Annotated in this window: 9 protein-coding genes; all 9 read left to right on the top strand. The window is 39.2% G+C overall.

The features are described 5' to 3' along the window. Nucleotides 1–18 precede the first annotated feature (18 nt). The 9 genes from DW173_RS07460 to DW173_RS07420 all read left to right on the top strand — a co-directional run bounded on the left by DW173_RS07460 (nucleotide 19) and on the right by DW173_RS07420 (nucleotide 14,142). Nucleotides 19–1,215, top strand: a complete 1,197-nt coding sequence (locus DW173_RS07460) for a heparin lyase I family protein (protein ID WP_008021459.1) — start codon at nucleotides 19–21, stop codon at nucleotides 1,213–1,215. Nucleotides 1,216–1,410: 195 nt separating this feature from the next. Further along, nucleotides 1,411–1,998 (top strand): RNA polymerase sigma factor, encoded by a 588-nt coding sequence (locus tag DW173_RS07455; RefSeq protein ID WP_004323707.1) that lies wholly within the window; start codon nucleotides 1,411–1,413, stop codon nucleotides 1,996–1,998. Nucleotides 1,999–2,127: 129 nt separating this feature from the next. Continuing rightward, complete coding sequence (locus DW173_RS07450; RefSeq protein ID WP_120144190.1) at nucleotides 2,128–3,327, top strand: FecR family protein; 1,200 nt, start codon at nucleotides 2,128–2,130, stop codon at nucleotides 3,325–3,327. 285 nt (nucleotides 3,328–3,612) lie between these two features. Then, complete coding sequence (locus DW173_RS07445) at nucleotides 3,613–7,047, top strand: TonB-dependent receptor (protein ID WP_233562118.1); 3,435 nt, start codon at nucleotides 3,613–3,615, stop codon at nucleotides 7,045–7,047. A 12-nt stretch (nucleotides 7,048–7,059) separates the two neighbouring features. After that, complete coding sequence (locus DW173_RS07440; protein WP_120144187.1) at nucleotides 7,060–8,817, top strand: RagB/SusD family nutrient uptake outer membrane protein; 1,758 nt, start codon at nucleotides 7,060–7,062, stop codon at nucleotides 8,815–8,817. A gap of 47 nt (nucleotides 8,818–8,864) precedes the next feature. Then, nucleotides 8,865–9,761 carry a phosphodiester glycosidase family protein gene (locus DW173_RS07435; RefSeq protein ID WP_233562116.1) on the top strand — a complete coding sequence of 299 codons (897 nt, stop codon included), beginning with the start codon at nucleotides 8,865–8,867 and terminating at the stop codon, nucleotides 9,759–9,761. 16 nt (nucleotides 9,762–9,777) lie between these two features. After that, on the top strand, nucleotides 9,778–11,682 hold the full coding sequence (locus DW173_RS07430; protein WP_120144185.1) for a BACON domain-containing protein: 1,905 nt from the start codon (nucleotides 9,778–9,780) through the stop codon (nucleotides 11,680–11,682). A 35-nt stretch (nucleotides 11,683–11,717) separates the two neighbouring features. After that, a complete protein-coding gene (locus DW173_RS07425) occupies nucleotides 11,718–12,671 on the top strand; it encodes a phosphodiester glycosidase family protein (protein WP_008643066.1) in 954 nt (317 codons plus the stop codon). A 499-nt stretch (nucleotides 12,672–13,170) separates the two neighbouring features. Further along, the gene (locus DW173_RS07420; RefSeq protein ID WP_032842070.1) at nucleotides 13,171–14,142 is read left to right on the top strand and encodes a tyrosine-type DNA invertase cluster 3b; all 972 of its coding nucleotides are present in this window, start codon (nucleotides 13,171–13,173) and stop codon (nucleotides 14,140–14,142) included. The last annotated feature ends 41 nt before the right edge of the window (nucleotides 14,143–14,183 follow it).

Here is a 14,183-nt window from a genome sequence, read left to right as displayed (position 1 = left end):
AACTTAATATCGAATAGAATGAAGAAAAGCATTTTTATTATTTGCGTGCTGGCATCAGGATGCACGGCGATGGCTGAACAAGTCGAGAAACCCGGTCCGGCTATAGAAACACAGACTTTGGTGCCACTGACCGAGCGTGTAAATGTACAGGCAGATTCGGCATGTGTCAATCAGATTATAGATGGTTGCTGGGTAGCAGTCGGAGCTAAAAAAGCGCATGCCATTCAACGTGATTTCAACCTTATGTTCAACGGAAAACCTTCTTATCGTTTTGAACTGAAAGAAGATGATAACACATTATCCGGATATGCAGCGGGGGAAACAAAAGGGCGTGCGGAATTTTCTTATTGTTATGCAACTTCCGATGATTTCAAAGGCAAACCAGCCGATACATATAAGAAAGCACAAATAATGAAAACTGTATATCATCATGGAAAAGGTATTTGTCCGCAAGGTGCTTCCCGCGATTATGAGTTTTCGGTATATATCCCTTCTACATTAGGCAGTGATGTTTCCACCATTTTTGCTCAATGGCATGGAATGCCGGATCGTACTTTGGTACAGACTCCACAGGGTGAAGTGAAGAAACTGACAGCTGATGAGTTCATGGAACTGGACAAAACTACTATTTTTAAGAAAAACATGGGATACGAAAAGAAACCCAAGCTGGACAAGCAAGGTAATCCGGTGAAAGACAAACAAGGCAATCCCGTTTATCAAGCCGGAAAGGCCAACGGATGGCTGGTGGAACAAGGTGGCTATCCTCCATTGGCATTCGGATTTTCAGGCGGATGGTTTTATATCAAAGCAAACTCCGACCGTAAATGGTTGACAGATAAAGACGACCGTTGCAACGCAAATCCGGAAAAGACACCGGTTATGAAACCTGTGACATCTACATATAAAGCATCGACCATTGCTTACAAAATGCCTTTCGCCGATTTTCCGAAAGATTGTTGGATTACATTCCGTATTCATATCGATTGGACAGTCTATGGCAAAGAGGCGGAAACAATTGTAAAGCCGGGTATGCTCGATGTACAGATGGATTATCAGGAAAAAGGGAAAAAGGTTAATAAACACATTGTGGACAATGAGAAAATCATGATTGGACGTAACGACGATGATGGTTATTACTTTAAGTTCGGTATCTACCGTGTAGGTAATAGCACGAAGCCGGTATGTTACAATCTGGCAAACTATTCAGAGAGGTAATTTCTTTGGAATAACTCCATTAAATAAGTCGGTTTCAAGAGGCATATTAAAAGAGATTACCATCAAATTTGAAGAAGAACCATTCCGGAAATTTGTATATCTCAATATATTTTGCGAATATTGCCTTGAATTAGTATTGAATAAAATACGAAAGAGTATAGTTTAAATCTTGAAACCTGACTTAAAAAACAGTTTATGACTCTCAATGATCAGAAACGCATAATAGATTTATGGGTACAATTTTGGGGTGGAAATGAAATGGCATTTTCTCAATTGTACTGTTTATGCTTTGATGATTTATTAGCTTATGGTCGTAGAGTGGGGGGAGATAATGAGATGGTAGAAGATTTGATTCAAGACCTGTTTCTGAAACTTTATCAGAAAAAGATAATTCTTGAAGATAATACAAAGTTACGTTCCTTCTTATTTCGTGCATTAAAGAATTTGATTTATAATCAATTACTTCGTAATGCGAAACTTCAATCATTGCCGGATTATGACTTTGCATTTGATTTGGATTATACAATTGATGAGCAATTGTCTTGGATGCATGACCAAGGGCTGTCAGATGAGGTTCATCATATATTGAAAGGACTTACCGGACGTCAGAAAGAAATAATCTATCTTCGCTTTATCCATGAGATGAGTTTTGAAGAAATCTCAGAAATAATGAAAATTAATATCCAGTCTGCCCGAAATCTATTGTTCCGTTCTATGGAAAAGATTAGGAAAGAATCTTCATCCGCTACTATTTTATTTCTTATTAATGTGCTTTCTATATAATTGTATAGTAACTTGTTATAGCATACTTCTTTCATTTTTACTTATCCCGTCTGTCTTTTTTTGATTTTTTTTCTCCTGATGAGTATAAATTCATCTGCTCGTTTGTCATCATAGAAAATAAGGCAGAAAATGGCTCAATATACATTTAGAGATATAGAAGAATTTTTGTTGGATGATGATTTCTTCCAATGGGCAAGATATGGTTTTTCTGATAATGGGTTTGATATTAAATTCTATAAGATTCAGCATCCCGGTTGTGAAGAAAAGATAGAATTGGCTATTGCGGTGATTCAAAATATGAAAGTGGTTGAAGATAGCAAACCTGTATCTGAGGAATATAAGATGCAAAGTTTTGCCAGAATGATGGATAGGCTTCAACATGAATCTTCGCAACCGGTACAGCTTCACAAAAAAACATTACCTTATCGGAGAGTAATGGCTTATGTGGCAAGTGTGGCAGCCTTACTATTCATCTGTTTGGGGACTTATTATATTCTATCCAAATCCAATTTGCAGAAAACTACAGATGTTACAGCCAATATTATAGACTCTTTAGGTCATTCAGGGCAAATACAGATTATTTTGGATGGTAAACAGGCCGTTGGTTTGGATAAAAATAATGCTGAAATCCGGGTAGGTGAGGACGGTACAGTTACAGTGGACGAACAATTGGTAGCTGCTTCCAGAGGAGAAAAGATATCGGTGAATCAGATAATGGTACCTTATGGGAAGCGTTCTAAAATAATCCTTCCGGATGGTTCTTTATTGTGGATTAATTCCGGTTCATGCATATCTTATGCTTCGGACTTTCTAGAGAATAGAAAGTTGAATGTACAAGGAGAAGTATATTTGGACGTTCGTAAAGATGCTAAGCACCCTTTTGTCGTGAAGACGAATCGTTTAGAAGTTACCGTGCTGGGAACATCATTCAATGTAACCGATTATGTAAAAGATACGGAGACAGCAGTGGTACTTGTTCAGGGAAGTGTAGATGTGACAGTAGACAATAAAGAGAAAAAGCGCTTGCTCCCTAATCAACGTCTTTCAAAAGACAACGGTGCAGTAAAAGTGAATGAAGTGGACGTATACAACTATATTTGTTGGAAAGACGATGCTATGAATTTCGATGGACAGAGACTTTCTGATGTGCTGAAATCACTGTCGAGATATTATGATACAAAAATAGAAATATCAGGAAGTTTGAAAGATGAAAAATATTATGGTAGTCTTGATTTGAATTGTACGCTTGACGAAGTTTTGGAGGCCATCTCATTGACTACGCCATTAAATATAACTAGGCGAGGGGATGTAATATACATCATGCCTTGAGAAACTCAAATGAAGTATAACCTTTAAAAAGAAAGAAATGAAAAACATTCCACCTTAAAATAAAACAGAAAAAACCGGATAATATCTGCGAAATATCATCCGGTTCACATTAGGACTGAAGATAACTCACCAAAGTTATAACCAATCTAATTATACAAAAATATGAAAAATAACTCTCAGATAAAGAATAGAGGTGAATATTTAACTAATATTGGTTTTCGATTTTTACTTTTATGCGTTTTTTTAACATCCCATTTACCTAAGATTTCGGCAGAAGATGGGGGTATGCTCCTTCAATCCACGTACGTCACATTAAACTTGACAAATGTATCATTGGAGACATTGTTTAAGACATTGGAAAAGAAGAGTGATTATGTATTCTTTTTTAAAGAAGATGTCTTGCAGAAAAATGAAAAAGTAACAGTCAAAGCACAAAACGAGTCGGTTGTGTCTATTTTGAATAGAATATTACCCCCTAAACAACTGACATATACAGTAAAAGGAAGACAAGTGATTATTGTCCGCCTTCCCCGGAAAGAAGAAAAAAAATCAGAAACACCTGTAGAAATAAAAGATTATACTGTAAAAGGAACAGTCGTTGATGCCAGTGGACAACCGTTACCGGGTGTTAATATTACCATACAGGGCACTACTCAAGGAGTGACCACCAATCTTTCCGGTTCGTTCATATTGCAGATAAAAGATATGAAACGAGCGCTGCTTGTTGCGTCTTATATTGGCTTTTCCACAAAGAAAGTCTGGGTGTCGGATGAGACTGACTTTTTAAAAATCGTACTTGAAGAAAGTTCGGCATCATTGAATGAGGTGGTAGTTGTGGGCTATGGTACTCAGAAGAAACTCAATTTGACAGGGGCTGTAACGACTGCCTCAGGCGATATTCTGGAAAATCGTCCGATTGGTAATATAGCGCAGGGGCTACAAGGAATCGTACCTAACTTAAATATAACATTTGACAGCGGACAACCTAATGAAGCGGCCAAGATTAATATCCGCGGAAATACGTCTTTGAATGGAGGCAATGCTTTGATTTTAGTAGACGGGGTTGAAATCTCAGATTTATCACTCATTAATCCGCAAGATGTAGAAAGTGTTTCAGTATTGAAAGACGCTTCCGCAGCTGCCGTTTACGGAGCGCGTGCTGCCTTCGGGGTAATGCTTGTTACTACTAAAAAAGGGAACCGCAACCAAAAGACACGGGTGACTTATAACAATAATCTCTCATGGAGTTCACCTGCCCGTCTACCGGAGATGCCTCGTGCTGATGTGTGGGCGCGTATGTGGAACAAAGCATACGATTATGAGAGTCCCGGAAGCTATTATTTCAACGACCGTTTTTTAGCCGCGCTTGATGCGCATATAGCCGATCCGGTAAATAATCCGGCTATTCTTGTGGATACAGAAGGCATTCAGAACAGCAACTATACTCCGAGTAATCCAGGATGGGCTTATGTCGGTAATACCGACTGGTTGGATGCTTTTTATAAAAATGCAGCTTTCATGCAGCAACATAATGTAAGTATTTCTGGAGGAACGGATCGTAATAATTATTATGCTTCGGTAGGTTATAAAGATCAAACCGGTATTTTCAGATACGGAAATGATAGCTACAAACGAATGAATCTATCGTTTAATTTTGAGACGAAGATAACCGATTGGCTTGATCTGAGTTTTTCTACTCGTATGAGTAACATCCAAAATGACGAACCTTTCAAATATGATAATGGTTCAAGTTCTGAAACCTGGTTTTACGAGGTGTATCGAATGTTTCCTACTTTGTCTGTTTTTTTGCCAAATGGAGATTTTGCCGGCTTGTATTTGAATAGCGGTAATTATAATGTTGTAGGGAAAATGGCATTGGCAGGACGTAACAAGCAGGAGGCGTGGGACCAGTGGTATACCGGCCGTTTTAACATCAAACCTTTTAAGGGATTATCTATTAAGGGAGATTATTCATGGAACCGTTACTCTGCAAGTCGTAAGGTACACAGAAAGGAAATGACACAGACTTTTCCGGAAGGTGCAGCAACATGGACGGTAGAGAGCCCCAACTACGTACAAAATAAAAACTCCAATGACATTTATCAGGCATTAAATGTATGGGCTGAATATCAAAAGTCGTTTAAAAATGCGCATAACATGGTATTGATGGCTGGTTATAATCAGGAACAGAAGACCCTTGCTTCAACATCCTATAAAATGTCCAATCTATATGACAACGAATTGCCTATCTCTGATCTGGCAATCAATTATCTGGAGAATAGTGAAACTAAGGATATTTGGAAAGTGCAAGGCGCATTCTTTAGGTTGAACTATGATTATCAATCAAAATATTTAATGGAAGTGAATGGCCGTTATGACGGTTCTTCTAAATATGCCAAAGACCATCGTTGGGCTTTTTTCCCTTCCGCATCCGTGGGTTGGAGAATCTCGGAAGAGAAATTTTTCAAGCCACTAACTAAATATGTAGATAATCTAAAAATCAGAGCCTCTTTCGGTGCATTGGGGAATCAGGTTACTGAAGGGTATCATGATTATATGTCATATCTTTCCGGTAAAGTTTTATCCAATTATATGATGAATGGCGCCATTGTTAATGGTTTGGATATTCCTACTTTGCCAAGTTTGGTGACATGGGAAAAGGTCATTACCAAGGATGTAGGTCTCGATTGGTCTTTATTCAATAACCGTTTGTTCGGTTCGTTTGATTTTTATGTTCGTGATACAAAAAATATGGTACGTTCGGTTGTTCTTCCCGCTGTCTTGGGAACGAGTGGCGGCAAGGAAAATATAGCCGATATGCGTACTACCGGATGGGAATTGGAGTTGACATGGAAAGATAAGATTGACAATGTATGGGGTAGTCCGCTCGACTATTCTTTCACCGTAGGCCTTTCCGATTATCAGGCGGAAATAACCAAATATGATAATCCAAACGGTTCTTTGGCTACAGGAATGTACCATAAGGGACAGAAGCTGGGTGAAATATGGGGATATGTGACTGATGGATATATATTAGATGATTTCGAAGCTAAACGTATGAATCATATACAAAAATTTATAAATGGTACATGGTATCCGGGTGACATCCGTTATAAAGATTTGAATGGTGATGGAATAATCGATTTAGGAAGTAACACTTTATCTGATCCGGGAGACAGAACTGTTATTGGCAATACCACCCCGCGTTATCGTTTTAATCTGCAGGGTGGAATAGGCTGGCATGGCTTTGAAGTACGGGCTATATTTGAAGGGGTTGCTAAAAGAGACTTATGGACTGGTAGTGATACTTTTTGGGGATTTTCAAGAGGTATTTACAATTCCAATGTATTCCAATATCATATAGACAATACCTGGACTTATGAAAATCCCACCGCCTATTATCCTCGGCCAAGTGCTAACGGAAATTCCAAAAACAAGCAGATTCAAACAAAGTATTTGCAGAATGCCGCTTATATTCGCTTGAAAGATATTACAATCAGTTACAATTTACCCCAAAAATGGTTGTCGCGAATTGGATTGCAGCAAGCGCGTATTTATGTCAATGGAATGAACTTGTGGGAGAAAACAGCGCTGCCTCCCTTTATGATGCCTGATATTGTGGATCAGATGACTAGTACGGAAAACATAAATGGAGCTAATTTAGGTAAGCAATATGCTTTTATGAGAACATTTTCATTTGGAATGAATGTTACATTTTAAACAGTAATAAATATGAAACAGATATATTCTTTTATCTTTTTGTTATGTCTCTCTCTTTCCGGATGCGATTATTTGGATACCGAGCCGGGAGATGTCATATCAAGTGATCATTTTTGGGAAACGGCAAACTCAGCCGCTTTGGAGCAATATTGTAACACCTACTACCCCAAGCTCATAAAGGGACATGGAGACCCTTTGGCATGGACAATCGGAAATATGATAGAATCTGATTATAAATCGGACAATCTATTGGGACCATCTGCCAATATTATTACATTCGGTCAGAGTAGTACATTGATAACCAGTAGTGATTGGGATTGGTCGATAGTCAGAGGGTGTAATGAATTTCTTCAGAACTATGACCGTTCACCGGCTTCAAACATCGACAAAAAGCGATATGCCGGCGAAATGCTGTTTTTTAAAGCATTGGATTACTATGGTAAGGTATTGCTTTTTGGTGATGTACCTTGGTATGACACGACTTTGAACAAGAACGACCCTGAATTATATAAGGGACGTGATCCACGGGCTTCCGTAATGGAAAATATAGTCAAGACCATAGATCTTGCTATTGAGTATTTGCCTGTTAAGACGAAGGTGTATCGTATCAGTCGAGATGCGGCATTATTGTTAAAAGCAAGGATTTGTTTGTACGAAGGTACATATAGACGTTACCGCAATTTGGAAGGTGATGCTGAATATTTGAAGCTTGCCTATGAAGCAGCGGGTGCATTGATGGATATGGGACATTCGTTGTATAAATCTGCTACTCCCGAACAGAGCTATTTTGACTTGTTTATCCAAGATAAGTATGATACTAATCCGGAAGTGATATTGGCCCGCGAATATGATGCTTCTATCAATATGGGCAATAACGTTTCCAATAGCATACCAGGGGCAATTATGGGTATGAGTAGAGATTGTTTTGAAGAGTATCTTTGTGCCACTACCGGCAAGCCTATTTCCCAATGCGGATGTCATAATCCGGATATGGGGCAAATTCAAGAAATGGAGAACCGGGATGGCAGACTGTTGCAGACAGTATGTTTGCCAAAAGCAGGCGAATATAGCCGTTACTTGTTTAGAGAAGTAAATGGAGTCATGACCGGTGGTGCATCCAGCATTTTCGGACTTTTGGAAGGAACGGAAAAGAAGCCTTTTTATGGAACTTCATCTACAGGATATGCTATTGCTAAGTTTTATAAAGCTTCAGAACATGCAGTTGGAAATCATAAAGGTAGTATCGATGCTCCTGTCATGCGTTATGCTGAGGCATTATTGATACGGGCGGAAGCTGGTGCGGAATTGGGAAAAGATCCGGAATTGGACAAAACGGTCAATGCGCTTCGCAGTCGTGTAGGATTTTCGCATAAGTTAACCATGGAGCCGGACGAAGATCCTGATCTAGTGGCTAAATACCCCAATGTGACAGGACCCAATGCTAATTTGATTCGTGAAATACGGAGAGAACGGAGAATCGAACTTTTTGCAGAAGGATATCGATGGGATGATGTTTGCCGTTGGAATGTGGGAGAGATTGTATACAATCGTGAACGTAGAGGGGCTAAGATGGATCCGGCTCTTTATACAAAAGATGAAATACAATTAATTGAAGATGAAGTAGGATTTGATAAAGACGGATTTATCACTCCGTATACTAAAAAGTCTACATTAACCATGAATTTTACGGATAAATATTATTTGTATAATATTCCATTAAACGAGATTTCTCTGAATCCGAATTTATTGCCTCAAAATCCAGGATGGTAATAATGGTACTTATAAAATATTTTAGAATTATGAAATCAATATTTAGTATGATAAAAAACATATATATATCGTTGCTGCTCATAGTGACTGCCATTTTTATCGGATGTTCAGATGATGACGGAGAGAAGATACCATACAAAGGGGCAACCACTCAGCTCATGCAAGGTATTGCCGATAATGTATCGTATATACAACAAATACAGAAAGAAGAGATTATTAAAATCAGTGATGGAGTTAGTGTTACCGATGTCTCTTTTATATATTGTACGAAACCGACGCGGATGCTTATTGCTGAAATCGATCTTAATAAGAACGTCACGATAGTGACTTCCACTCCCGACAATAAGGATGAAGTCGGTAAGGTCACTCAGACGGTAAAGCAGCAGGCCATGAAAGCAGAAGAAAGCGGTAAGGATGTATTGCTTGCGATTAATGGGCATTCTGCCGGAATTTGCTATAAAGATGGGAAAGAACTGAAGGGCACTTTCGGACGTGATTCGGAACAGGTTTTTTATATGTTGGATGATGGTTCTCTCCATATCACCACAGTTCCTGAATTTAATCTGGTAAAGGAGAGCGTAGTAAACGCTGTTAGCGGGAACTATCCCTTGATTATTGATGGAGAGGTATGCCAATTTACGGTTAATGCTAACACAATGGGCTTTCGTCCCCACACTTTTGTAGGAGTATCAAAAGATCATAAGAAAGCCTATTTCTTTGTTGTTGACGGAGAACAGGAAAAATATTCTAATGGTATGCGCCTCGAAGATATTATGTTGGTGTGTCAGGGTGCGGGATGTTACCAAGCCATAAATTTAGAGGGTGATGCCTCGTCAACAATGGTACGGAAGGTTGGTGAAAATGATTTTCAGCTCATGAACCAACCGTCTGAATGTAAGGAAAAAGACGTAGCAAACGGGCTGCAAGTTATTGTGAAACAGTAATTAAATAAAAGAGTATATGAAAATACAATCAAAATTTCCTCATTTATTTACAAAAGGTTTATTGTTCCTTTTTGTAACGGCTCTCTTTATTTCATGCGATGACGCATTGGAAGGCAAGATCAATCCGCATATAGATATGCAAGAGGAGATTATAATAAATCCGGAAGGAGGTAGGGAAGTTATCGATTTACGGTCTTCTTACCCGTGGTTTGCCGAGGCTTCCGATTCTTGGATTCAGTTGACAAGATACCGTGGTCAGATGCAACTTCCTGATTCTATCGTAACGCTGATAGCCGAAAATCCCGAGATGGAACCACGCGAAGGGTGGATTGAAGTCCGTTTGATGGATCAAATGTCTACTAGAATCATTGTTAGACAAGAGGGTAGAGGTTCGTTGATTACTCTTCCGAAGAGTGTCGTTTATTTTAATATCAATGGAGGAGAGGCAGTGTTACCTGTTCTCACAGATCTTGAATGGGATACGGATATAGAGGAGAAAGACGGCTTTACATTTGAGGCAGCGGGGAAAAATAGCCTGAAAGTTAAAGTTGCCAGGAATACCACTGGCGCAGAACGGGAAATAGTTGTAACCTTAAAGGCAAAAGACAGCGATCGGCAAGCCAAACTGACTGTGATACAAAGTAATCAGGAGAAGATGATGAACATTACGCTTGCTCCGGAAGAAAAGGATGTATTGTTTACTAGAGATGCCAAGAGTGTGGAAATTCCGGTCATATTGAATACTGAATATGAGTTGGAGGTTTCCGGACAAGATTGGATAACAGTGACTTCGGTACCTCAATTTGGTGGTGGTGATATTGCCGAGGAAATTACGATTAAGGCCTCCGTTTCCAACAATACCACCGGAGTGGAAAGGACCGGATACATTAGGATTAAAGATAAAAGCTCTGACATATCCGACATCTATTATATCTCGCAGATGCCAGGAACGCGCCGTATATACGTGAAGCCAGGTGCAGTCGGTGATGGAACAAGTTGGGAGAATGCTTACGGAGATATTCAGGCGGCTGCAAGTGCTTGTGGAAATCATAGTAACATCGATATTTGGGTAGCAGAAGGCGAATACCAGTTGAAAAACTCTTTGGTGTTGAATGCGGTCAATGTTTATGGTGGATTCATCGGTACTGAAAATAAACTGAAAGATCGGGATCAGAGCAGGAAGTCGACTATAAAAGGTGGTGATTTCTTCTTGATGCGGTCTGAAACAGAAGGACCGGGTGATATATACTATTACTTTGATGGTTTTGTTCTTACAGGTACAGTTACACAATCTAATTCAGAATGGGGTGGAGTATTAAGAATAAGGAAACGCCTCTTTAGTAATAATATAGTACATGGAAATTCATTCTATAGAGCGGCTTGTGGTTATTACGATAATTGTAAGATCATCAATTGTCTGTTCTATGGTAATACAACGACAGAAACATCCGGTGGTATTTATTTCTTGGGTAAGACTTCGGTGTATAATTCGTCTATAGTGAATAACGAGATTAGAGATCAATGGAATAGTGCATACGTTATACGCGTTGCTGATAACATTAAAATGTATAATACTGTTGTTTGGGGCAACAAGTGTGCTAATCCTAAGAACCCACAGTTCCATGTTGCTGATGCCACAGCTTGTACATTATACAATTGTGTGCTGGTGAATATTACCTCACAATCCAATTACTCGCCAATTGTCAATAACTGTATAACTAATTTGGCTAATGATAATACCGGACCGTTGTTTGTAGCTCCGACTGATGGAGATTATCGTTTGCAGAGTACTTCTCCGTTAATAAACAAAGGAGACAATGCAATTATTGAAACAATCGGCGTGAACAAGGATATAATCGGAGGCATGCGTATTTCAGACAATACGGTTGATGTGGGAGCTTATGAATATCAAGTAAAATAGTGAACTTAAGCATCAAATTTTTAACATAGAAAATTATGGAACAGAAAATTAAAAACAGATTAATGTGTCTATTGGCTTCTTTTATGGTAATAACGAGTGCCTGTTCAGACAACAAATCGGATATATATGTAGGTCAAACACCTTTTGGTAAGAATATGGCCAACTCGTCTATTGTTACAGAAATGTATTGGGACCGCAGTGTGGCATTAAGAGATGGCGTTACTATTACAGAATTATTCTTTAGGACAGGCCAATACAATCAACATGTCTATGTAGCTGGGGTGGATTTAACGAAGGTTACGTTTACCCCCGGAACCAAAGACGACAAAAACGTTCCTGCTGTTGATGAGAATTCTGATGCCATACTTCCTTATCATGCGTATGCAGCAGAACAAAACGGGAAAAAAGTATGGTTAGGCGTGAATGGTGATTTTTATACGGCTAAATATGAAGTGATGGGAATCTTCTTTAAAGATGGAGTGGCCATCAACGACAAGGCTTGGAGTGGCCATGAAGCAGTGGTATATCAATTGAAAAATGGGGAATCATACATCGGACTGGCTGAAGAAGCATTGAAGCATGGTGATCAATTGCTTCATGCGGTGGGTGGATATGGAACGCTGATTGACGGGGGACAAATTACATCTGAATATATGGATGTTGAAGATGCTGCTATAGCTTCCGATTTTCATCCGCGTACAAGTGTAGGAATCTCAGAAAACCGTCAGATGCTCTATTTGTTTGTTGTAGATGGACGAATGAAAGATGCTTATTATGCAAAAGGTTTGACTTTACCTCAATTGGCAATTTTGATGAAAGCTGTCGGTTGTCAAGATGCTATTAATTTAGATGGTGGAGGATCCACAACGCTGATTGTGCGTAAGGAAGGTGAAGACGGTGGATTAAAATTCCCTATTTGGAATACACCAACCGATGATAACGGTCCGCGTGAAGTGACCAACAGTATCTTAATTATAGACAAGCCATAAAAGAAAAATGAGAATGTATGTAGAAGTTTTATTCCATTGAAAAAATAATTAAAATTAAAAATACATGTTTAGTGAAGCAGGAACAATCCCTTAAAGATAGTGACGCTATGTTGTCAGTATAGTGATACTATCCTCCTCTTATAGTGACGCCATCCCGTTAGGATAGCGTCACTATTTTTCCGGGATATGATTCTCAGTTTTTAGCAGGTCAAAAGTATAGCTTGCATTTCATCCGCACAATTATTTTTGTCAATACTTGTTTATGGCCTTTTCTTTGGCCTGTGTCCTCTTCCATTCTTTTTCGGTTTTTGAACATTGTTCTTTACTTGTGTTTTAGATTCTCCGTGAATTATCTTTTTGTTAGCCATGATTTGCTGGTTTTTTAAGAGGTTAATAAAACTAAAAAATAATATCTCATTTGTCAAGTGTGCTTCAGGTCTGCCAAAAGATTTGTTCTTTTGTCGCTTGCCAAATGGTATAATATATAAAATAACTAGTGATGCAAATGATGAACAGAAATGGATTTAGCCGGTGTGCGGAATTCTACATCGGTCGTTTGCGGAAGGAGGGGAGACATTCTACTGCGCATGTCTACAAGAATGCGCTTTTCTCTTTCAGCAAATATTGCGGCACGTCTAATGTGTCGTTTAGACAGGTCACCCGCGAACGTTTACGACGTTACGGTCAGTATCTTTATGAGTGTGGCTTGAAGCCCAATACGATTTCTACGTATATGCGTATGCTTCGTAGTATCTATAACCGTGGAGTGGAAGCGGGCAGTGCGCCATACGTGCCGCGCCTGTTTCATGATGTCTATACAGGTGTGGATGTCCGCCAGAAAAAGGCTTTGCCTGCTACGGAATTGCATAAGCTTCTGTATGAAGATCCCAAATCGGAACGTTTACGCCGTACGCAAGCTATTGCCGCCCTGATGTTCCAATTTTGTGGAATGTCGTTCGCTGATTTAGCCCATCTGGAGAAATCGGCACTCGATCAGAATGTACTGCGATACAATCGTATCAAAACCAAAACCCCGATGAGCGTGGAAGTGCTGAATACTGCAAAGGAAATGATTAACCAGCTTCGTAGCAAAGAAGATTCTCATCCTGACTGTCCGGATTATCTGTTTGATATTCTTCGTGGGGATAAAAAACGGACGGATGAAAGAGGTTACCGGGAATATCAGTCTGCTCTTCGTCGATTTAATAATAATCTGAAAGACCTGGCAAGAACCTTGCATTTGCAATCTCCTGTCACTTCCTATACGCTTCGTCATTCTTGGGCAACGACTGCGAAGTATCGGGGAGTCTCCATTGAAATGATTAGTGAATCATTGGGGCACAAATCTATTAAAACGACACAAATCTACTTGAAAGGCTTTGAGCTTAAAGAACGTACGGAGGTAAATAAAGGGAATTTATCTTACGTTAGAAATTGCAGTGTAGGTAGTCCTAAAATAGTAAAGTGTTAATAATCAGAATTAAACTATGTGTGTTACTTCTTAGGTAACGG

Source organism: Bacteroides sp. AM16-13 (genome assembly GCF_003602705.1).
In the GTDB taxonomy this organism is placed as follows: Bacteria; Bacteroidota; Bacteroidia; order Bacteroidales; family Bacteroidaceae; genus Bacteroides; species Bacteroides xylanisolvens.
The sequence above is the reverse complement of the archived record's forward strand: the minus strand, read 5'-3'. Positions and strand labels throughout refer to the sequence as shown.